Source organism: Pseudoclavibacter sp. RFBG4 (genome assembly GCF_002931515.1).
Taxonomy (GTDB): Bacteria; Actinomycetota; Actinomycetes; order Actinomycetales; family Microbacteriaceae; genus Pseudoclavibacter.
This window is the reverse complement of sequence record NZ_PSYC01000024.1, coordinates 327579-348968: the sequence shown is the minus strand read 5'-3', so window position 1 is coordinate 348968 and position 21390 is coordinate 327579. Positions and strand designations below refer to the sequence as shown.

General features: G+C 68.2%; 22 protein-coding genes. 18 read left to right on the top strand and 4 right to left on the bottom strand.

All coding sequences use genetic code 11. The features are described from left to right. Nucleotides 1-20: 20 nt before the first annotated feature. On the top strand, nt 21-2255 hold the full coding sequence (locus C5E10_RS08570; protein WP_104241291.1) for a bifunctional (p)ppGpp synthetase/guanosine-3',5'-bis(diphosphate) 3'-pyrophosphohydrolase: 2235 nt from the start codon (nt 21-23) through the stop codon (nt 2253-2255). Here C5E10_RS08570 and C5E10_RS08565 read toward each other — a convergent pair. The 3 genes from C5E10_RS08565 to C5E10_RS08555 form a co-directional block, all read right to left on the bottom strand. Beyond that, nucleotides 2242-2817, bottom strand: a complete 576-nt coding sequence (locus C5E10_RS08565) for a hypothetical protein (RefSeq protein WP_146080204.1) — start codon at nt 2815-2817, stop codon at nt 2242-2244. The genes C5E10_RS08570 and C5E10_RS08565 overlap by 14 nt on opposite strands. Before the next feature lie 40 nt (nt 2818-2857). Further along, entirely contained in the window at nt 2858-4090 is a 1233-nt protein-coding gene (locus C5E10_RS08560) for a DUF349 domain-containing protein (RefSeq protein ID WP_104241289.1), read from the bottom strand. Nucleotides 4091-4226: 136 nt separating this feature from the next. Further along, nucleotides 4227-5006 carry a peptidylprolyl isomerase gene (locus tag C5E10_RS08555; protein ID WP_104331255.1) on the bottom strand — a complete coding sequence of 260 codons (780 nt, stop codon included), beginning with the start codon at nt 5004-5006 and terminating at the stop codon, nt 4227-4229. A 69-nt stretch (nt 5007-5075) separates the two neighbouring features. On the opposite strand from C5E10_RS08555, the gene C5E10_RS08550 reads away from it, so the two are divergent. The 11 genes from C5E10_RS08550 (at nt 5076) to aroB (ending at nt 16245) form a co-directional block, all read left to right on the top strand. Continuing rightward, the gene (locus tag C5E10_RS08550; RefSeq protein WP_104331254.1) at nt 5076-6401 is read left to right on the top strand and encodes a replication-associated recombination protein A; all 1326 of its coding nucleotides are present in this window, start codon (nt 5076-5078) and stop codon (nt 6399-6401) included. Between the two features lie 198 nt (nt 6402-6599). After that, nucleotides 6600-7229, top strand: a complete 630-nt coding sequence (rpsD, locus tag C5E10_RS08545) for a 30S ribosomal protein S4 (protein ID WP_104241286.1) — start codon at nt 6600-6602, stop codon at nt 7227-7229. A gap of 197 nt (nt 7230-7426) precedes the next feature. Continuing rightward, nucleotides 7427-7852, top strand: a complete 426-nt coding sequence (locus tag C5E10_RS08540) for a DUF948 domain-containing protein (protein ID WP_104331253.1) — start codon at nt 7427-7429, stop codon at nt 7850-7852. 37 nt (nt 7853-7889) lie between these two features. Beyond that, nucleotides 7890-8084, top strand: coding sequence for a Na+ dependent nucleoside transporter N-terminal domain-containing protein (locus C5E10_RS08535; RefSeq protein WP_104241284.1), 195 nt, complete (start codon nt 7890-7892; stop codon nt 8082-8084). A gap of 72 nt (nt 8085-8156) precedes the next feature. Beyond that, on the top strand, nt 8157-10826 hold the full coding sequence (gene alaS / locus C5E10_RS08530; RefSeq protein ID WP_104331252.1) for an alanine--tRNA ligase: 2670 nt from the start codon (nt 8157-8159) through the stop codon (nt 10824-10826). After that, entirely contained in the window at nt 10819-11325 is a 507-nt protein-coding gene (gene ruvX / locus C5E10_RS08525) for a Holliday junction resolvase RuvX (protein ID WP_104331251.1), read from the top strand. Before alaS ends, ruvX begins: the two co-directional genes overlap by 8 nt. Then, on the top strand, nt 11270-12523 hold the full coding sequence (gene mltG, locus C5E10_RS08520) for an endolytic transglycosylase MltG (protein WP_181062710.1): 1254 nt from the start codon (nt 11270-11272) through the stop codon (nt 12521-12523). The genes ruvX and mltG overlap by 56 nt, the downstream gene beginning before the upstream one ends. Next, the gene (locus C5E10_RS08515; RefSeq protein WP_104331250.1) at nt 12516-13382 is read left to right on the top strand and encodes a shikimate dehydrogenase; all 867 of its coding nucleotides are present in this window, start codon (nt 12516-12518) and stop codon (nt 13380-13382) included. Before mltG ends, C5E10_RS08515 begins: the two co-directional genes overlap by 8 nt. A 4-nt stretch (nt 13383-13386) precedes the next feature. Continuing rightward, on the top strand, nt 13387-14658 hold the full coding sequence (gene aroC, locus C5E10_RS08510; protein ID WP_104331249.1) for a chorismate synthase: 1272 nt from the start codon (nt 13387-13389) through the stop codon (nt 14656-14658). Then, nucleotides 14655-15170 (top strand): shikimate kinase, encoded by a 516-nt coding sequence (locus tag C5E10_RS08505; protein WP_104241279.1) that lies wholly within the window; start codon nt 14655-14657, stop codon nt 15168-15170. The genes aroC and C5E10_RS08505 overlap by 4 nt, the downstream gene beginning before the upstream one ends. Further along, entirely contained in the window at nt 15163-16245 is a 1083-nt protein-coding gene (aroB, locus tag C5E10_RS08500) for a 3-dehydroquinate synthase (protein ID WP_258071048.1), read from the top strand. The genes C5E10_RS08505 and aroB overlap by 8 nt, the downstream gene beginning before the upstream one ends. Before the next feature lie 18 nt (nt 16246-16263). On the opposite strand, the gene C5E10_RS08495 is transcribed toward aroB, so the two are convergent. Continuing rightward, on the bottom strand, nt 16264-17082 hold the full coding sequence (locus tag C5E10_RS08495) for a GNAT family N-acetyltransferase (RefSeq protein WP_181062694.1): 819 nt from the start codon (nt 17080-17082) through the stop codon (nt 16264-16266). Nucleotides 17083-17238: 156 nt separating this feature from the next. Between C5E10_RS08495 and C5E10_RS08490 the strand changes: the two genes are divergently transcribed. The 6 genes from C5E10_RS08490 to C5E10_RS08465 all read left to right on the top strand — a co-directional run bounded on the left by C5E10_RS08490 (nt 17239) and on the right by C5E10_RS08465 (nt 21371). Continuing rightward, nucleotides 17239-18108: an HAD family hydrolase gene (locus tag C5E10_RS08490; protein WP_181062693.1), complete on the top strand. Its 870-nt coding sequence runs from the start codon at nt 17239-17241 to the stop codon at nt 18106-18108. Between the two features lie 23 nt (nt 18109-18131). Beyond that, on the top strand, nt 18132-18599 hold the full coding sequence (gene aroQ, locus C5E10_RS08485; RefSeq protein ID WP_181062692.1) for a type II 3-dehydroquinate dehydratase: 468 nt from the start codon (nt 18132-18134) through the stop codon (nt 18597-18599). Nucleotides 18600-18715: 116 nt separating this feature from the next. Beyond that, nucleotides 18716-19279, top strand: a complete 564-nt coding sequence (efp, locus tag C5E10_RS08480) for an elongation factor P (RefSeq protein WP_104241274.1) — start codon at nt 18716-18718, stop codon at nt 19277-19279. After that, nucleotides 19279-19686, top strand: coding sequence for a transcription antitermination factor NusB (nusB, locus tag C5E10_RS08475; RefSeq protein ID WP_068484434.1), 408 nt, complete (start codon nt 19279-19281; stop codon nt 19684-19686). Before efp ends, nusB begins: the two co-directional genes overlap by 1 nt. Before the next feature lie 165 nt (nt 19687-19851). Then, on the top strand, nt 19852-20415 hold the full coding sequence (gene pyrR / locus C5E10_RS08470) for a bifunctional pyr operon transcriptional regulator/uracil phosphoribosyltransferase PyrR (RefSeq protein WP_104331245.1): 564 nt from the start codon (nt 19852-19854) through the stop codon (nt 20413-20415). Then, complete coding sequence (locus C5E10_RS08465) at nt 20412-21371, top strand: aspartate carbamoyltransferase catalytic subunit (RefSeq protein WP_104331244.1); 960 nt, start codon at nt 20412-20414, stop codon at nt 21369-21371. Before pyrR ends, C5E10_RS08465 begins: the two co-directional genes overlap by 4 nt. Nucleotides 21372-21390 lie beyond the last annotated feature (19 nt).

The window sequence follows — 21390 nt, the reverse complement described above, 5'->3', positions numbered from 1 at the left end:
GATGCATATGGAGGTGCTGCATGAGTGAGGTCTCCTCGTTGCGCTGGCGAATGCCGCGAATGTTCGCGAAGCAGCCGGTGCACGTCCTCGAGCCGATTCTCAAGTCGCTCAGAAAGCACGACCCTCGAGCGAACACGGCACTCGTGCAGCGGGCCTACGAGGTGGCGAAGGACGCCCACGAGGGGCAGTTCCGCCGCAGCGGCGAGCCCTACATCACGCACCCGGTCGCCGTCGCGAAGATCCTCGCCGATCTCGGCATCGGCTCGATCACCGTGGCCGCCGCGCTCCTCCACGACACCGTCGAAGACACCGACTACACGCTCGACGAGCTTCGATCCGACTTCGGCGACGAGATCGCGATGCTCGTCGACGGCGTGACGAAGCTCGACAAGGTCAAGTACGGCGACAACGCGCAGGCAGAGACCGTGCGCAAGATGGTCGTGGCGATGTCAAAGGACATCCGCGTCCTCGTCATCAAGCTCGCCGACCGCCTGCACAACGCTCGAACGTGGGGCTTCATGTCCCCGGAGAAGGCGAAGAGCAAAGCGAAGGAGACGCTGGAGATCTACGCGCCCCTCGCGCACCGCATGGGTATCCAGGCGATGAAGAACGAACTCGAGGATCTCTCCTTCGCCGTCATCAATCCCAAGATCTACTCCGAGATCAAGAACCTCGTCGCCCACAGGCAGCCCGAGCGCGAGAAGTACGTGCAGCGCGTCATCGCCGAGGTGCAGTCCGACCTCCGACAGCTGAAGATGCGGGGCGACGTCTACGGGCGCCCCAAGGAGCTGTACTCGATCTACCAGAAGATGATCGTGCGGGGCCGCGACTTCGACGAGATCTACGACCTCACGGCTATCCGCCTCATCGTCGACTCGGTGCGCGACTGCTACGGCGTCCTCGGAGCCATCCACGCCAGGTGGACGCCCATGCCAGGGCGATTCAAGGACTACATCGCGACGCCCAAGTTCAACCTGTACCAGTCGCTGCACACCACGGTGATCGGACCGGACGGCAAACCCGTCGAGATCCAGATCCGCACGATCGAGATGCACCGCCGCGCAGAGTTCGGCGTCGCGGCGCACTGGATGTACAAGCAGAACGCCCAGTCCGGCAAGCAGGACAAGGCTGACGAGACCCGCACCGAGATGGCGTGGCTCAAGCACCTGAGCGACTGGCAGCAGGAGACCACCGACCCCGGAGAGTTCCTCGACTCCCTCCGCTTCGACCTCGGCGCGAAGGAGGTCTACGTCTTCACGCCCCAGGGCAAGGTCATCGGGTTGAGCGCGGGGGCCACGCCCGTCGACTTCGCGTACTCGATCCACACCGATGTCGGTCACCGGACCATGGGCGCGAAGGTCAACGGGCGTCTTCTGCCCCTCGACTCGAAGCTGCAGAACGGCGACGTCGTCGAGGTCTTCACCTCGAAGAATCCGGATGCCGGGCCAAAGCAGGACTGGCTGACCTTCGTCGCCAGCGCCCGAGCCAAGAACAAGATCAGGCAGTGGTTCTCGAAGGAGCGCCGAGACGAGGCCATCGAGCAGGGGAAGGACTCCGTCGCCAAGGCGCTGCGGAAGGCCGGTCTCCCGCTCAACAAGGACCACGTCCAGGAGGCGTTCTCCTCGGTCGCGTCGAACCTCCGCTACCTCGACGTGACCGCCCTCTACGCCGCAGTCGGCGACGGGCACGTCTCGACCCAGTCGGTCATGGAGAAGCTGCAGGCAGCCCTCCGCCAGGAGCAGGACGTCCCCGCCGCGGATGAGGCGCCGCAGTTCACCCCCGGCACGACGATCCCGACCACGAGCGACTCCGGCGTCCTCGTCCGGGGTGCGCCTGACATCCTCGTCAAGGTCGCGAAGTGCTGCACTCCCGTGCCAGGTGACGACATCCTCGGCTTCGTCACACGCGGCCAGGGCGTCTCCGTGCACCGCGCTGACTGCAACAACGTCGCGAGCCTCCGGCGCGAGCCCGAGCGCATGATCGAGGTCCAGTGGGCCCCCAGCTCCTCGAGCGTGTTCCTCGTGAACATCCAGGTGGAGGCGCTCGACCGCTCCGGACTGCTCAGCGACGTGACGCGCGTGCTGAGCGAGCACCACGTCAACATCCTCTCCGCAACCGTGCACACCTCGAAGGCTCGCCTCGCCATCAGCAAGTTCTCGTTCCAGATGGGCGACACGACGCACCTCGACCGCGTGCTCAACGCCGTCCGCAGGATCGACGGCGTCTACGACGTGTACCGGGTCAAGACGCAGTAGCACTCGCACAGCGGGACAGCGTCGCGCGGTCCCTCGCGAGCGAGACGAATGGTCTCCGGTGGCTGGGATAGTCAGCGAGAAGCTCCACCGGGTCCCTGGCGAGCAGCCGCACCGCGTGATCGATCGACGCCTGGCTGCTCTCCGGGTCGTGCAGGAGATCCAGGAGCGCAAGATCGGCCCGGACGACCCGGACGCCACCGACGAGCACAACGGCCTCCGCCGGCGGAGCGGTGGACCTGTACCTCACGCCCGCACGTTGCCGCCTCGGCGGCCGCGCACCACGCGGGGACGCCAACGTGAGCTGCTGCGGCGCAGGGCCACCCGCATGCACCCAGATCGCTGATTCGCCACCCACGGCGCAGCTGCCGGTCACGAGACGCGCGAGCGTCGAAGCCCGGTCCTCCGCCGTGAGCTGCCCAGCGATCGACGCGTACCCCACGGCACACGCGTGGCCGAAACGGAAGATCTCACCGTCCCGCTCCATGACCTGGAGCTCGGCGAAGGACAGAAGACGAAGTGGGGCAGGATGCACGCTCGCATCCTGCCCCACTTCGTGACTCACACGGCAGACGGTCTCGCCTGCTGTGGAGTGACGCTCAGCCTCAGCTGCCGATGGCGGCGAGCCAGACGCGGCGGGCTTCGAGGGCCTCTTCAGCCTCCTTGACAGCCCGCTTGTCACCCCGCGCCTCAGCGTCGGCGCGCTCGGCCTCGAGCTTCTCGATGGCCTCGGTCAGCTGGCTGTGCATGCCCTGGCTGCGGGCCTGACGCTCGGGGTTGGACTTCTGCCAGTGATCGTCGTCGAGCTTGCGCACATGCTGCTCGATGGCGCGAAGGCGGTCTTCCGTGGCCTTGAAGTTCTCACGGGGCACACGCCCGATCTCATCCCACCGACGCTGGATGTCGGCGAGCTTCTCTCGCGCCGCCCGGCGGTCGGTCAGCTGGAGGATCGGGGTCGCCTCCTCGAGAAGAGCGGCCTTGGCCTCGTAGTTGGCGGAGTACTCGACGCTCTCTGCTGCGTCGACCTCGCCCTTGGCCTGGAAGAGCACATCTCCGGCAGCCTTGAACTGGTTCCAGAGCGCGTCGTCGTACTTGCGGCCCGCACGGCCCGCGGCCTTCCACTCATCGAGGAGCCTGCGGTACTCAGCGACACCGTCGGCGCCGCGAGGGGCAAGCGCCTCAGCCCGCTCCAGAATCTTGGTCTTGGCATCGCGAGCCGTCTTGTGGCTCGCGTCGAGCTCCGCGAAGAAGGCTCGACGCTCACGCTCGAGCGTGCTGCGCGCGCCACGGAATCGCTTCCAGAGCGCGTTGGCTTCAGCCTTCGGCAGCCGTGGCCCGTCCTGCTGGTGGGTCTTCCACTTCGCGAAGAGCTCGTCGATGCTGGCCGTCGTCTGCTTCCACTGGATGGAGGCAGGAGGCTGGGCGGCGAGGCGCTCAGCCTCGACCACGATCGCCTCGCGCTCCTGGAGCGCCCCGGCGATCTCTTCCTGCTGCGCCTCGCGCTGCTGCTCGGTGAGCTCGCTGACGGTGCCGCCGAGCGCCTCGAGACGCGAACGGAGTGCGGCGAGGTCGCCGACCGCGTTCGCGTCGCTCAGCTGTGCGCTGAGGTGCTTGGCGGACTTGGCGATGTCAGAGGCCGGAGCTCCGTTCTTGACGCGCTGCTCGAGGAGAGACACCTGGCCTTCGAGGTCGGAGAACTTGCGAACGAAGTACGCGAGGGCTTCCTCTGTCGTGCCATCGGGGTACTGGCCGACCTTGCGCTCAGTTCCATCTTCGATCACGTACACGGTGCCGTCTTCTTCGACGCGGCCCCACGGATTCTGGGGGAGTGCAGACATGGCGAGTATTCCCTCACGGTAGGCGTTTGCGCAGCTTGCGCGACTGACTCCCCATGCTAGGACACTGCGGGCGTTTCGTTCACCAGGGCATGCCCAGTCTCACCGTCCCGCTCCGGCAGGCTGCCCGCTCGATCCGCTACTGCAGGGAGAGGGAGGTGATGACGGCGGGCGCCACTGGAGCGCCGTCGCCGCCGCCGGAAGCCGGGTCGACACCCGGCTCGACGATCCCCGCGATGAACTCGTCGAGGCCGTCCGTGACCTGCCCCATGACGGTGTAGCCGCCTGCGGCATCGCCCGGGAGGATGGTGTCCTCGTAGACGATGAAGAACTGGCTGCCCATGCTCTCCGCGTTGCCGCCCTGGCGAGCCATGGCGATCGTGCCAGCGGGGTAGACGCCGTCTTCCGGCGCATTCTCGATGGGACCCCAGCTATAGCCGGGGCCGCCTGTTCCCGTTCCTGTCGGGTCGCCGCACTGCAGAACGAAGAGTCCCTCGGTCGTGAGCCGGTGGCAGGAGGTGTCGGTGAAGTAGTTCTGGCCGTTGAGCGAGACCATGTTCGCCACTGCCTGCGGGGCGGCTGCGCCATCGAGCTCGATGCCCAGCGTGAGGTCGCCGTTGAAGGTCATCTCGCCCGTCCAGGTGCGTCCCTCTGCCAGCGCCGGGTCCGGTACCTCGCCGGACGGCGTGGCCGCAGGGGACGTCGTCTCGTCCGCGGCGGGGGCTGGTGCTCCTGGACCGCCCGTGAAGTAGAAGACCTGCAGCGCGCCGACGACGAGGGCGACCACGACAAGAGCGATCGTCCATGTGCGGTTGTCGCGACTGCGGCGCCGGACGCCGCGCTCGTGGACGGCGACGCGCGCCTCGTACTCGCGGGTCCGCCGACGCTGTTCGCGGGAGTTCTTGTCCGAAGTTGCCACTGTGCCTCATTCGCTTGTCTTCAGCATGCCGTGCAGGCACCAGAGGGGAGTTTACTAACATCGGGCTTCATGACAGGTGACGCGCCAAGCCTTGCGGGCACAACTGCGCCCCTCGCGGTGCGGATGCGCCCGAGATCTCTCGACGAGGTCGTGGGTCAGCGGCACCTGCTGCGCCCCGGCTCGCCCCTGCGCGCCCTCGCCTCGCCCGAGCAGGACACGCGTGCAGGAACGTCCGTGATCCTCTGGGGGCCACCCGGCACGGGCAAGACGACCCTCGCGCAGGCCATCGCGCACACGTCCGGCAAGCGATTCACGCAGCTCTCCGCCATCTCCGCCGGCGTGAAGGACGTGCGGCAGGTGATGGATGAGGCGCTCACCCAACGTGACCTGTACGGCATCCAGTCGGTGCTGTTCCTCGACGAGATCCACAGGTTCACCAAGGCCCAGCAGGATGCGCTGCTCCCCGGCGTGGAGAACGGCTGGGTCACGCTCGTCGCGGCGACCACGGAGAACCCCTCGTTCTCGGTCATCAGCCCGCTGCTCTCCAGGAGTCTGCTGCTCACCCTGCAGCCGCTCGACGAGGCAGACCTCGTCGAGCTGCTCGACCGCGCGACGACTGACAAGCGCGGCCTCGGCGGCGCCTTCGAGGTCGCGGACGACGCCAAGCGCGCGATCGTGCAGTTCTCCTCGGGCGACGCACGGCGGGCCCTCACGACCTTGGAAGCGGCGGCGGCCGCCGCCCAGGCCTCCGGGCAGACGACGATCGATGCCGAGATCGTCTCGAGTGCCTCGGATCAGGCGCTGCTCCGCTACGACCGGGACGGCGATGAGCACTACGACGTCATCAGCGCGTTCATCAAGTCGGTGCGGGGCAGCGATCCAGATGCGGCACTCCACTACCTGGCACGCATGATCGTGGCGGGGGAGGACCCGCGCTTCATCGCCCGCAGGCTCATCGTGCTCGCGAGCGAGGATATCGGCCTCGCCGAGCCGCGGGGGCTCGAGATAGCGGTGGCCGCGGCCGACGCCGTTCAGCTCATCGGCATGCCTGAGGGACGCATCCCGCTCGCCCAGGCGACCGTCTTCCTTGCGACTGCCCCGAAGTCGAACGCTGCCTACTCGGGCATCAACGCGGCGATCGCCGACGTCAAGGCGGGCGGTATCGGCCGCGTGCCGAAGCACCTCAGGGACGCGCACTACGCCGGGGCCAAGCGCCTCGGCCACGGCAAGGGATACCGGTATCCGCACGACGACGCACGGGGAGTCTCCGAGCAGCAGTACCTCCCCGACGAGCTGAGCCAGCGCGAGTACTACTCGCCGACCCGGTTCGGAGAAGAGCGGGAGATAGCTGCGAGGCTCGAGAAGCTGCGGGCCATCACCAAGCCAGGACCCTGAGCGCGGCTCCCACTGTGCTAGTCTTTCTCGGTCTACCTCCCGGGGTCGCGTGCGGCTGCGCGTCCGAGAGCAAGGCGTGCAGTCTGTAGCCGACGCACGCGCGACACTGCTCAAGTTTGACGCCGGGGCATGGCCTTGGCGGAGAGCAACTTCATTTCTGCGCGCTCACGCGCGCCAAACTTCGCTCGAAAGGCAATTGTGTCCAAGACCTCACGTTCACGCAGCAAGGTGCGCCTCAGCCGCGCACTCGGCATCGCACTCACCCCGAAGGCAGAGCGCGCGCTCGAGAAGCGCCCGTACGCACCGGGAGAGCACGGCCGCACGCGTCGCAAGACCGACAGCGACTACGCCGTCCGTCTGCGCGAGAAGCAGCGTCTGCGCGCCCAGTACGGGCTCCGCGAGAAGCAGCTTCGCATCGTCTTCGAAGAGTCGCGTCGCGCGGCGGGCCTGACGGGTGAGAACCTCGTCGAGCTGCTCGAGATGCGCCTCGACGCGCTTGTCCTGCGTTCGGGCTTCGCCCGCACCACGGCACAGGCTCGCCAGCTCGTCGTGCACCGCCACATCCTCGTCGATGGCAAGCTCGTCGACCGCCCCAGCTTCCGCGTGAAGCCGGGACAGCTCGTCCAGGTCAAGCAGCGCTCGGAGGCCCTCGAGGTCTTCCAGGTCGCCGCCGCCGGTGGCCACGCGGACGTCCTCCCCAAGGTCCCCGCGTACCTCGATGTCGACCTCGCAACGCTCCAGGCGCGCCTCGTGCGCCGCCCGAAGCGTGTCGAGGTCCCGGTGACGTGTGAAGTCCAGCTCGTCGTCGAGTACTACGCTGCTCGCTAGCCAAGCAGGCGCTCCGGTTCGCCGGAACTGGCAGTTCGGGACAGCCCGAGCCGCGAGAGCCAACTAGCATAGGGGCGGGTCATCGCAAGATGGCCCGCCCCTTTGTCTGTCCTGCGGCACTGTGCCGCTCGTCTACGCGCGCGGCAGCCCCGTTCGTCTATCCGTGCGGCAGCTCGCTGCACTCAGTAAGGAGCACCATGTCTGGTGGCGACATCGCCGGCCTCATCGCGGCCGGAGTCTTCCTCGTCCTCGTCCTTCTGCTCGCCGTCCCTCTCCTGAAGCTCGGCGGCGTCCTCGACGAGGTGCGCAGCGGCATCCGCGAGTCCGTCGATGCGATCACCCCGACGCTCGCCGAGACGCAGGTCACCGTCCTCGAGGCCAACAAGCAGCTCGCGAAGATCGACAGCATCACCACCCACGTGTCCGAGACGACGAGCAACGTCTCCAGCCTCGTCGCGCTCACCGCCGCCAGTGTCGGCGGCCCCCTCATCAAGCTCGCCGGGTTCTCCGCGGCAGTGCGCGCCGGCATCTCGAGCCTCAAGAGCGACGGGCCGTCCAAGTCCAAGGTCAAGTCGACGCCGAAGAGCACGCCGAAGAAGCCGAAGCCGCGCGCCACGCGCTGACCCGTCCGACCCCTCACCCCTCTTCACAGGAGTTCGCATGCGCACAGCACTCAGCATCATCGGCGGCATCGCCGCAGGGTTCGCCCTCGCCCACCTCGTCAACTCGACTCCGGCAGGACGCAAGTTCTTCGCTGGCGTGAACGGTCGCGTCGACGAGTTCACCGAGGCCGTCGCAGAGGGCTACCGCGCCCGCACGCAGGACCTCTCCGCGGCCATCGCCGACATCAAGTAGCGCGACCAGCACATCCCCCGTCGCCTGGGCGGCCTCCGTCGCCCGTCGCCAGAGAAAGAGCCACACCGCACGATGCAAACCGCTGAGATCCGTCGCCGCTACCTCGACTTCTTCGAGAAGCGCGGGCACACCGTCGTCCCTTCCGCGCCCCTCGTCAGCGACGACCCGACGATCATGTTCACGATCGCCGGCATGGTGCCGTTCATCCCGTACTTCACCGGGATCGTGCCGCCCCCGTTCGATCGCGCCGTCAGCGTGCAGAAGTGCATCAGGACCAACGACATCGAAGAGGTCGGAAAGACGCCTCGACACGGAACCTTCTTCCAGATGTGCGGAAACTTCTCGTTCGGCGACTACTTCAAGCAGGGCGCGATCGAGTTCGCCTGGGAGCTCCTCACCTCCCCGGAGAGCTCCGGCGGTCTCGGCTTCAAGCCCGAAGACCTCTGGATCACGGTGTACGAGAAGGACGACGTCGCACGCGGCATCTGGCGCGAGGTGACCGGCTTCAGCGACGACCGCATCCAGGGCCTCGGGATGAAGGACAACTTCTGGTCAGCCGGAGGCCCCGGCAGCCCCGCTGGACCCTGCTCGGAGATCTTCTTCGACCGTGGCCCCGAGTACGGTGTCGACGGCGGACCCGCCACCGACGACGACCGCTACGTCGAGATCTGGAACCTCGTCTTCATGCAGTACGAGCGAGGCGCAGGCACGACGAAGGACGACTACGAGATCGTCGCCGACCTGCCCAAGCAGAACATCGACACGGGCATGGGTCTCGAGCGCATCGCGTTCATCAAGCAGGGCGTCGACAACATGTACGAGATCGACCAGGTTCGGCCCGTGCTCGACAAGGCCGCCGAGATCTCCGGCAAGCGCTACGGCGCGGTGCACACCGACGACGTGCGAATGCGCGTCGTCGCCGACCACGTGCGCTCGTCGCTCATGCTCATGGCCGACCGCGTCGAGCCGGGCAACGAGGGACGTGGATACATCCTGCGTCGCCTGCTCCGTCGAGTCGTTCGCGCCATGCGCCTCCTCGGTTTCGAGGGCGCGAGCCTGCCGCAGCTGCTCCCCGCGTCCAAGGACGCCATGCAGGACGCCTACCCGGAGCTCGTCGAAGAGTTCCCGCGCATCTCCCGCCTCGCGTACGCCGAGGAGGAGACGTTCCTCCGGACGCTCACGGCGGGCACCGCGATCCTCGACACCGCGGTCACCGAGACGCGAGCCAGCGGCGTGCAGCACCTCTCCGGTGAGACCGCGTTCAAGCTGCACGACACCTTCGGCTTCCCCATCGACCTGACCGTCGAGATCGCCGAGGAAGCAGGGGTCAGCGTCAACCGCGAGGCCTTCGAGCGCCTCATGAGCGAGCAGCGGACGCGGGCGAAGGCGGATGCCAAGTCCAAGCGCTCGGCCCTCGCCGACGTCTCGGTCTACAGCGAGTTCCGCTCGCTCGGCGAGACGACGTTCGTGGGCTACACCGACCTCGCCCACGAGAGCGAGGTCCTCGGCCTCATCGTCAACGGCGTCCCCGCCGCCAGCGCAGGCGCGGGTCAGCAGGTGGAGATCATCCTCGCGAGCACCGCGCTCTACGCGGAGTCCGGGGGACAGGAGGCCGACTCCGGCCAGATCACCTCTGCGGCTCGCGGACTCGTCGCCGACGTCGTCGACGTCCAGCGTCCCATCGCCGGTCTCGTCAGCCACACCGTCACCGTCGTCTCCGGCGAGGTCGCGGTCGGCGACCGAGTCGAGACGATCGTCGACCCCGCCTACCGACGCAGCGCCAACCAGGCTCACACGGCGACGCACCTGCTGCACGCCGCGCTGCGCGACGTCCTCGGCCCGGACGCCCACCAGTCCGGCTCCTACAACAAGGCCGGCTACCTGCGGCTCGACTTCTCCTGGAGCCAGGCGCTCACGGCCGACACGAAAGCAGAGCTCGAGGGCATCGTGAACGACGCCATCCGCGCCAACCATGTCGTCTCGACCCGGGAGATGGACCTCGACGAGGCGAAATCCCTGGGTGCTCGCGCCCTGTTCGGCGAGAAGTACGGCAGCCGCGTGCGGATGGTGGACATCGGCGGACCGTGGTCGCGCGAGCTCTGCGGCGGCACCCACGTGGGCAGCTCTTCCGAGGTGGGGATCGTGAACCTCATCGGCGAGTCATCCGTCGGTTCCAGCAACCGGCGCATCGAATCGCTTGTCGGCCGCGACGCCTTCGCGGACTTCGCCGTCGAGCGCGCCATCGTCTCGCAGCTCACGAGCAGCCTGAAAGCGCCGCGGGAGCAGCTTGCCGATCGCGTGCAGGACCTCGCCGCGAGCCTCAAGACTGCGCAGAAGCGCATCGCGGAGCTCGAGGCGGCGGAGGCCATGCAGCGCGTACCGGCTCTTGCCGCCGAGGCGAGCACCGCGGGAAGCGTCGTGCTCGTCGCGAAGCACCTCGGCGAGGTTCGGAGTGCCGATGAGCTCCGCACGCTGGCGCTCGCCGTTCGCGAGCAGCTCGGTGAGCGTCCGGCCGTCGTGGCCCTCGGTGCCGCATCGAACGGCAAGCCCATCGTGCTCGTCGCGACCAACGCCGCCGCCCGGGACACCGGGGCAGCGGCAGGCGCTCTGGTTCGCATCGCCGCGCCGATCCTCGGCGGCGGCGGCGGCGGGAAGCCGGATGTCGCCCAGGGCGGCGGCACCGACGTCGATCGTCTCGACGACGCGCTCGCCGCCATCCGCTCAGCACTGGCGAATGACTGAGTTCCGGATCGGCACCCGACTCGGCGTAGACGTTGGCAAGGCCCGCGTCGGCGTCAGCCGGAGTGATCCGCACGGCATGCTCGCCACCCCCCTCGAGACCGTGCCGCGCGACGGCGCCAAGGGCGACGCACACGCCAGACGCATCGCGGAACTCGTCGTCGAGTACGACGCCATCGAGATCGTCGTCGGGCTGCCCCTGTCGCTGTCAGGTGCGGAGACCGCCTCGACCGCCGACGCGAGGGCGGTCGCAGAGCAGATCGCGTCGAGCTCTCCGGTGCCACTCAGGTTGGTGGACGAGCGTCTGACGACGGTGAGTGCAAGCCGCCAGCTCCGAGACGTCGGCCGGAAGGCCTCCAGGTCTCGGCACATCATCGATCAGATGGCCGCAGTGGTCATCTTGCAAACCTCGCTCGACGCGGAGCGCCAATCCGGACGTGCACCGGGTGAGCTCCTCTCCCGAAAGGATCAGGACTCTGTCGGACAACCAGACCCCCAGTAGCCACGACGGACGAAAGCGCTTCACCCCGGACGACCCATTCGGCGACCTCTTCTCCGACGAGGCGGCCCCGGCAGCGGATGCCGGTGGTACCAGCCCGCGGAGGGCAGGCGGCAGCCGACGCCGCGAGTCGACCGCGGCACGCCGTGGCAAGCGGAGTCTGCTCGTCATCCTCGTGCTCGTCGTCGTCGTCGCCGTGAGCGCGGCGGTCGTGTGGTTCGGCTTCGGCTCGCAGCTGCGCAGCATCTTCGGGGGCGGGGCCGCCTCCGCCGACTTCGAGGGGTCGGGAAACGGCACGGAGCTCGCCTTCACGATCGAGTCAGGCGACACCGGGACCTCGATCGGAGAGCGTCTCGCCGACGTGGGCATCGTGAAGACCTCCGGTGCCTTCGTGGATGAGGTGCTGGCTCAGCCCGAGGACCCGGTGTTCATCCCGGGCAGCTACGGCATGCAGGAGGAGATGAGCGCAGAATCAGCGCTCGTGTCGCTCCTCGACCCCGCGAACCGTCAGGAGTCGACCGTCGTGATCCCGGAGGGGACCGCCCTCCAGGACGTCTACGCCCTCATCGAGGGCGGCGTCGGCATTCCCGTCGCCGACCTGGAGGCAGCCGCGGTGCCCGCGAACTTCGGACTTCCCGCCGAAGCCACGAGCCTCGAGGGATTCCTGTTCCCGGCGACCTACAGCTTCGATCCGGGCGTCGACGCCACGACGGTGCTCAAGACCCTGGTGGACCGCATGTTCCAGTCGCTCGACGAGCACGGAGTAGCTCCGGAAGCCCGCTGGGACACGGTGCGCCTCGCCTCGCTCATCCAGAAGGAAGCCGGGCTCAGAGAGGACTACTACAAGGTCTCGAGGGTCTTCCTGAACCGACTCGACATGGGCATGCTCCTCCAGTCGGACGCCACGGTGGCCTACGGAACGGGCAACACGCACCGGGTCTCGACGAGCGATGCCGAGCGCGCCGACGCGGCGAACGCCTACAACACCTATGTGCATCCCGGGATGGTGGTCGGCCCCATCTCGAACCCCGGCGACATCGCGATCGACGCGGCGGTGAACCCTGCAGACGGCCCCTGGGTGTACTTCGTGACCTGGAACCTCGACACGGGGGAGACGATCTTCTCCGAGACGTTCGAGGAGCACGAGGTCGCGGTCGCCAAGTGGCTGGCGTGGATGGCCGAGCACCCCGAATATGGGTGAGGCTTCGACGAGGCTCGCGGTGCTGGGGTCTCCGATCGGGCACTCGAAGTCTCCGGCGATCCACTCGGCGGCGTACGGTGTGCTCGGTCTCGACTGGAGCTATGAGCGCTTCGACGTGCCGCAGGGCGGGCTCGCGGATTTCCTCGCGTCGAGGGGGCAGGGATGGCGCGGGTTCTCCGTGACCATGCCCCTGAAGCACGAGGCTCGCGCGTTCGCGTCGACGCTCGCCCCCGCCGCCTCGGAGATCGGCGCCGTCAACACGCTGGTCTTCGAGGGGGCGGAGGCGGGCGCCCCGGCTCGAGGGTGGAACACGGATGTGACGGGCTTCGTGGCGGCGCTCAACGAAGCGGGTGTCCTCTCGGCTCCTCGGGTGCGGCTGCTCGGCGCTGGCGGCACGGCGGCCGCCGTCATCGCAGCGCTGCCCTCGCTGGCGGCGACCGAGCTCTCCATCGTCGTCCGAGCGCCGGAACGAGCGCAGGGCATGGCGGCGCTCGCGCGCTCGCTGGGAATCGAGGTCGAGGTGCTGACCTTCCCTGAATTCGACGCGCTTCCCCCCGAGGCGCGCGCCGCGGAGCTCGTCGTCAACACCGTGCCGGGAGACCAGGACCACATCGGCATCGATGCGTCGTGGGTGCAGGGGGCTGTGCTCTTCGACGTGCTCTACGACCCGTGGCCCACGAAGCTCGCGACGCGCTGGCAGTCCGCCGGTGGTCGGGTGGTCTCGGGTCTCGAGCTCCTCCTGGCCCAGGCACTCGTGCAGGTTCGGCTCTTCACCGGCCGCGATGAGTCGGAAGTCCTCCCCAGGGAGGCCGAGGTGCGCTCGGCGATGCGAACCGCCGCGCTGCGCGTGTCAGAATAGTCCAATGCTTCGATGGCTCACGGCCGGGGAATCCCACGGCCCAGAACTCCTTGCGATCCTCGAGGGACTCCCGGCTGGTGTCCCGCTTTCCCTCGACGATCTCCGCACCGACCTCGCACGCCGAAAGCTCGGCCACGGCAGAGGCGCACGAATGAAGTTCGAGCAGGACGAGCTCACGCTGTCCGCCGGCGTCAGGCACGGGTTCACGATGGGGTCGCCGATCGGCATCCGCATCGGCAACACCGAGTGGCCCAAGTGGGTCGAGGTCATGAGCCCCGAGCCGGTCGACCCGGCTGTGTTCGACACGGGACGCGGTGCCAAGCTCACGCGTCCGCGACCGGGGCACGCCGACCTCATCGGCATGCAGAAGCACGGCTTCGACGAGGCGCGCCCGGTCCTCGAGCGCGCGAGTGCACGAGAGACGGCGGCGCGTGTTGCACTCGGCGCTATCGCGAAGCGCTTCCTCTCCGAGCTCGGGATCACGACGTTGAGCCACACGCTCGCCATCGGGACGGTCCGTGTGCCCGAGGAGGCGCCGCTGCCCGCCTACGGCGACCTGGCCGCCATCGACGCGGATCCGGTTCGCGTCTTCGACGAGGAGACCTCCGCTGCTGCGGTCGCCCTCATCGATGAGGTCCGCAAGAGCGGCGACACGCTCGGCGGCGTGACCGAGGTACTCGTCTGGGGCCTGCCGCCCGGCATCGGCTCCTACGTGCACTGGGATCGTCGCCTCGATGCGCGACTCGCGAAGGCGCTCATGAGCGTTCAGGCGATCAAGGGGGTGGAGGTCGGCGACGGCTTCGAGACCACACGTCGTCCAGGCACCGCGGCGCACGACCCGCTGTACGTCCGCGACGGCTCCATCGTCCGCTCGAGCGACCGTGCAGGTGGCATCGAGGGCGGCATGGCGACCGGCACGGTGCTCCGAGTCCGGGCCGGCATGAAGCCGATCGCGACCGTCCCGAAGGCCCTGCACACCGTCGACGTGGCGACGGGCGCGGATGCGGCTGCGCACCACCAGCGTTCCGACGTCTGCGCGGTCCCAGCGTCCGGTGTCGTCGTCGAGGCGATGGTGGCCCTCACGATCGCCGACTCCATCCTCGAGAAGTTCGGGGGCGACTCCGTCGGCGAGACGAAGCGGAACATCGAGAGCTACCTCGCGAGCATCCCGCCGCTGCTGCGCACGTCGAGCGAGTCCGTCTCCGAGGCCGAGCTGCAGGCCGGTCCCGTCGACGAGACGCCGATGGGGGACTCGCTCAGCGAGTGGCGCGTATGAGCGTCGTGCTCATCGGCCCGCCTGCCGCGGGCAAGTCGAGGGCGGGCCGACGCCTGGCCAAGGTGCTGGACGTGAGCTACGTTGACACCGACAAGGTGATCGTCGCGCGCCACGGCGCGATCCCCGAGATCTTCGTCGAGCACGGGGAGGCCGAGTTCCGGCGTCTCGAGCGGGACGTCATCGCCGAGCATCTCGAGACCACCGAGGTCCTGTCGCTCGGTGGTGGTGCCGTGATGGATGCCCAGACCCAGTCCCGCCTCGGCGGGCACACCGTCATCCTCCTGACGGCGACTCCCGCAGCTATCGCCGAGCGCATCACCGGCAACGCGAAGCGCCCGCTCATCACGGGCATCGAGAGCTGGACCCAGATCTACGAAGCGCGCCGCGAGACCTACGAACGTCTCGCGGATGCGACGTTCGACACTTCATTCCGGCCCATGGTCCGCGTCGTCGAAGACATCGCGGAGTGGCTGGAGCAGCAGACCAAGGAAGGACCAAGCGACGTTGCCTGAGATCATCGAGGTTCCCGGCGCCCACGGCGACATCATCATCGGGGCTGGCCAGTTCCGCGAGGCGGCTGCGGTCATCCCCGGCCTGCTCGGGGAGGGCGTCGCCAAGGTCCTGATCGTGCACGCGCCCCACCTGGCGGATGTCGCCGAGCGGGTGCGCGAGCAGCTCGTCGGCGAGGTCAACCAGGTGCTCATCGCGGAGATCCCGGATGCCGAGGGAGCGAAGCGCATCGAGGTCGCGGCGTTCTGCTGGCAGATCCTGGGCCAGGCCGACTTCACGAGGTCCGACGCGGTCATCACGATCGGCGGGGGAGCGACGAGCGACATCGGCGGCTTCATCGCCGCGACGTGGCTCCGTGGTGTGAAGGTCGTGCACATGCCGACGACGGTGCTCGCCATGGTCGACGCGGCCATCGGCGGCAAGACGGGCCTCAACACCAACGAGGGCAAGAACCTCGTGGGCTCCTTCCACCTGCCGGCGGGGGTCGTCATCGACCCGGAGATCCTGGCCGGTCTCCCTCGCAACGAGCTGCTGGCCGGCTTCGCCGAGGTCGTGAAGGCCGGCTTCATCGCCGAGCCCGAGATCCTCGACATCATCGAGCGCGACCCGGAGCGCGCGACCGACCCGACCACGCCCGAGTTCCTGCGGGTGCTCGAGCTCGCGATCCGCGTCAAGGCGCGGGTCGTCGGCGAGGACTTCACCGAGCAGGGCCTGCGCGAGATCCTCAACTACGGGCACACGCTCGGCCACGCCATCGAGAACGCGGAACGCTACCAATGGCGTCATGGCGCAGCCATCTCCATCGGCATGGCGTTCGTCGCCGAGCTGGCCCGCCTCTCTGGGCGCCTCGACGACGCCACGGCGGATCGACACAAATCGATCCTCGAATTGCTCGGCCTGCCCACGAGCTACCCGGCCGGCCGTTGGAAGACGCTCCTCGCGACGATGCGTCGGGACAAGAAGGCTCGCGGAGCCATGCTGCGCTTCGTCGTGCTCGACGGGCTCGGTCGTCCGACGATCATGCAGGCGCCGGACGAGAGTCTGCTGTTCGCCGCGTATCAGGAGATCGCGAGCTAGGTCGGCGCCGGCCGCCAGTCAGCAGCAGCTCACGCGCTCCGGCGCCTGCAGGTAGGTGAAGGAGCTCAGGGCTGTGAAGCCTGCTCGGTGGAACAGCCGCCGGGAGACGGCGTTGCTCTCGACCACCATTGAGAGGCAGGAGGTCGCTCCGCGCTGAGCCGCTTCGTGCTGGGCAAGGCGCAGGAGCAGCCGACCGTGGCCTCGCCCTCGGTGTGCGCTCTGGGTGACCAGGCAGTCGATGACCCCGGTGCCGTCGATCACGGTGACCCGAGCGATCGCCACGAGCGTTCCCTCCTGCCGGGCGCCGAGGAAGCGCGACGCTCCTGAGCTGAGGATGCGCGGGGCGAGACGCCGGTCGCGCGCCAGTCTGCGGTCGCTCCAGCTGAGCCAGGCGTCGAGCCAGTCCGGAGGGAGTTCGGGACCAGCCTGCGTGACCGCGACGAGGTCGCCGCCAGACTCGCCCTCGAGAGCTGCGGGTTCTCCGTCGCGAAGCGAGCGGCAGAGGATCCTGCCCGACAGTGTGGGGGAGTAGCCGAACGCCTCGAGGGCGGCGACGTCGCGGGCATCCGCGGACTCTGTCGCGAGGAACTGGCTGGGGAGTCCGCGCACGCGATACGCCTCCTCGACGGCGCCGAGCGCAAGCTGCGAGTCCTCGGCCGGGCCGAGCATCCACACGCTGTTCGCGCGCCTCGTGAATCCCTCTGCGAATCCGAGGCGCCACCCGCCGATTCGCCGCTCGTCCAGAGCGGGCCAGCTCGCCATCAGCGTGGAGGTGGCCTGCGCGACCGTCGGCAGCAGTGCTGGCGCCTCAGCGGTGGGCCCTCGTTCCACGGTCATGGATTCGAGGCTACGGGCAGGCGAGCAGCCGCGCCAGCATGCTCGGCCGGGACCGCTCGCGACATCGTCTAGCCTGGACGGCGGACCTGACGGCATGCCTCGCTCTCGCGGGACGCAGACGCAGTGACCGCATCCATCGAGCAGGAGGATCCACAGTTGACCAGGCGCATCGTCTTCCTCGACATCGACGGCACGCTCATCGACGAGCGGGAGCACATCCAGCCCTCGACCGTCGAAGCCGTGGCCCGAGCCAGGGACGCGGGACACCTGCTCTTCATCTGCACCGGCCGATCCCGCAGTGAGATCTACCCGCAGATCCTCGATCTCGGCTTCGACGGGATCGTGAGCGCCGGCGGGAGCTTCGTCTGGCTCGACGGCAAGACCCGCGTCTCGCAGACCATGTCTGTCGAGGACGCCGCGTTCGCCATCGACTTCTTCACGGGCGCCGGCATCGACTTCTACGTGCAGAGCGACGCCGCCGTCGTCGCCAGCCCGGGTTTCCGCGCGCACCTGCGCCAACTCCTCGCGTCCGAGGTCGCCGACTCGAACCGCGTCGAGTCAGACGGCGAGCTGCAGTTCGAGAAGTTCTTCGACGATGGAGGCGAGGTGCTGCGCGACGACATCGGCAAGATGTGCTTCCCGAGCGCGGACACGTCGATCGCCGAGATCCGCGCGGCGTTCGCGGGCCGCTTCGATGTCATCAACGCCACCGTGCCCGTCCTCGGTCCCCAGAGCGGGGAGCTCCTGCAGCTCGGCGTCAACAAGGGGAGCGCGATTCTCGAGGTCTGCAGGATCCAGGATCTCGACCCGGCGAACACGATCGGCATCGGCGACAGCATCAACGACGTCGAGATGCTCCAGGTCACGGGCATCGGCATAGCCATGGGCAACGCCCCGGACTCCATCAAGGCCCACGCTGACCAGGTCACGACGGGCGTCGACGACAACGGGGTGTGGAACGCGTTCGTCCGCAACGGCCTGATCACCGCAGACGCCTCGGTGGCGCCGACCGCCGCGTACGCCTGAGGCCGATCGCTAGACTGGCCAGCATGCGCATCCTCGTCCTCGGCGGCCCGAACCTCAACCGGCTCGGCACCCGCGAGCCACAGACCTACGGCACCCAGACCCTGGACGACATCATCGAACTCCTGCGCGAGCGAGCGGGGAGCGGCGTCGAGATCGATGCCCGCCAGTCGAACTTCGAGGGGCAGCTCGTCGAGTGGCTGCACGAGGCGGCCGACGCACGCACCCCGGTCATCCTGAATCCCGCAGCCCTCACGCACTACTCGATCGCGTTGCGCGATGCGGTCTCCATCGTGACGGAGACCGGCACCCCGCTCATCGAGGTGCACCTCTCGAACCCCCACGCTCGAGAGGTCTTCCGCCACACGAGTGTCATCTCGCCGGTCGCGACCGGCGTCGTCGCAGGGCTCGGCGCCGGTTCGTACCTCGCCGCGCTCGAGGGCATTCGGGCGATGAGCGAGGCGACGAGGCCGTCTCCAGAGACCCTGCACTAGACTTCTCCGGGGCCGCTGGGGCAAACGCCTCGCGCCGACAGCTCGCGCGTACCTCAACCAGGTGCCAATAACTGAAGAATCCCGCAGCACCGCGGGATGGACACGGAGAAACTTCCATGGCAACTACGGCAGACATCAAGAACGGCGTTGTACTCCTCATCGAGAAACAGCTCTGGCAGGTCATCGACTTCCAGCACGTGAAGCCCGGCAAGGGTGGTGCGTTCGTGCGCACCAAGCTCAAGCAGGTCGTCAGCGGCAAGACCGTCGACCGCACGTTCAACGCTGGCGCCAAGATCGAGACCGCGACCGTCGACCGGCGCGACTTCCAGTACCTCTACCGCGACGGAGACGGCTACGTCTTCATGGACCAGAGCGACTACGACCAGATCACGCTCGACGAGAAGATCGTCGGCGACGCCGCGAAGTACATGCTCGAGCAGCAGAGCGTGCAGATCGCGCTCAACGAGGGCGAGCCGCTCTACATCGAGCTCCCGCCGTCCGTGGTCCTCGAGATCACGTACACGGAGCCGGGCCTCCAGGGCGACCGCTCGAACGCCGGCACGAAGCCTGCGACCGTCGAGACGGGTGCCGAGATCCAGGTCCCGCTCTTCCTGAACGCCGGCACCAAGGTCAAGATCGACACCCGCACGGGCGACTACCTGGGCCGCGTCAACGACTAGTGAGCGCGCGCACGAAGGCGCGCAAGCGCGCCATGGACATCCTGTTCGCGTCGGATGTGCGGGGGACCCCGATTCCGGAGCTCCTCGGACAGGAAGCAGAACGGGCAGCAGATGAGCCCGACCGCGCCGCGAGCTGGCGCTATGCCAGGGAGATCGTGCTCGGCGTCATCGAGCACGCCGACGAGATCGACGGCTACATCGTCGAGACGGCCCGCGACTGGACGCTCGAGCGCATGCCGGCCCTCGACAGGTCGATCCTCAGGGTCGCCATCTGGGAGCTCAAGTACAACGACGAGATCCCCGCTGCGGTCGCCATCACCGAGGCGGTCAGCGCAGCTGGCGAGTACTCGACGGATGCCTCGGGCAAGTTCATCCACGGAGTGCTCGGCCGCATCAGCGAGCAGTAGCCCGGTGCTAGGCTGGTGGCCTGGGTCGATGCCGCGAGAGCGGTTGAGACCCAGGCCCCAGTCGGGTTCCGGCCGACCGGATCACCTGCAGCTCACCTGCAGTCCGGGCGGCTCCAGTCCAGACATCCTTTAACACCGTCCAGTGAGGCGGGGAAGGAGGTCGACGTGTCCCAGCGAACCGTGCTGAATCACGACGACGTTCACAGAGCCCTCGTGCGCATCGCGCACCAGATCCTCGAGCAGAACCGCGGGTCGAACGACCTGCTCCTGCTCGGCATCCCGAGCCGCGGAGTTCCCCTCGCGAAGCGCCTCGCCAGCCTCATCGCTGGCTTCGAGGCCTCCAACGGAACCCACGTCGAAGCTGGCGACATCGCCGGTGCTCTCGATGTGACGATGTACCGCGACGACCTGCGGAGGGGCCCGGCGCGCGTCTCGCAGCCGACGCACATCCCCGTGGGCGGCATCGACGGCAAGACGATCGTGCTCGTCGACGACGTGCTCTTCTCGGGTCGGACCGTGCGCGCTGCGCTCGACGCGCTGAGCGACACCGGGCGCCCGCGCGCCGTGCAGCTGGCCGTGCTCGTCGACCGAGGCCACCGGGAGCTGCCCATCCGCGCCGACTACGTGGGCAAGAACCTGCCATCCGCACGGAGCGAGCGAATCGGCGTGGAGCTCACCGAGCTCGACGGCGGCGACCGCGTGGTCATCACGGACGGAGCTCGCGCATGAAGCACCTGCTCTCCACGAAGGGCATGTCGCGCGACGACGCAATCATGCTCCTCGACATGGCCGAGGACATGTCCGACGTCGGCGACCGCGAGGTGAAGAAGCTCCCCGCCCTGCGCGGCATCACCGTCGTCAACCTGTTCTACGAGGACTCGACGCGCACGCGGATCTCCTTCGAGGCAGCCGAGAAGCGCCTGTCCGCCGACGTCATCAACTTCGGGGCCAAGGGCTCGAGCGTCTCCAAGGGAGAATCGCTCAAGGACACGGCCCAGACCCTCAAGGCCATCGGTGCCGACGCCGTCGTCATCCGGCACCCCTCGAGCGGGGCACCGCAGCTGCTGGCCGAGCGCGACTGGATCGACGCCCCCATCCTCAACGCCGGCGACGGCATGCACGAGCATCCGACGCAGGCCCTGCTCGACGCCTTCACGCTTCGTCGACGCGTCCACGGGCGCGCTGCGGCACGCGGCAAGGGCCTCGACGGCTGCCACATCGTGATCGTCGGCGACATCCTGCACTCCCGTGTCGCCAGGTCGAACGTCTGGCTCCTGACCACGCTCGGCGCCGAGGTCACGCTCGTCGGCCCCCCGACGCTCGTCCCGGTCCGCACGGAGGCCTGGCCAGCGACCGTCACGAGCGACCTCGACGGCGCGCTCGCGACCAAGCCCACCGCGGTCATGCTCCTGCGCATCCAGGCAGAGCGGATGCACGACGCGTTCTTCCCGAACACCAGGGAGTACGCGAAGAACTGGGGCCTCGGTGAGGCCCGCTTCCGAGGCCTGCCCGAGACTACGATGGTCATGCATCCGGGCCCGATGAACCGAGGCCTGGAGATATCCTCCATCGCCGCCGACTCACCGCAGTCGACAGTGCTCGAGCAGGTCGCGAACGGCGTCGCTGTCCGCATGGCAGCGCTCTACGTGCTCTGCTCAGGCGAACGCGCGGGGAGCGGCTCGTGAACCAGGGCCAAGGAAACGA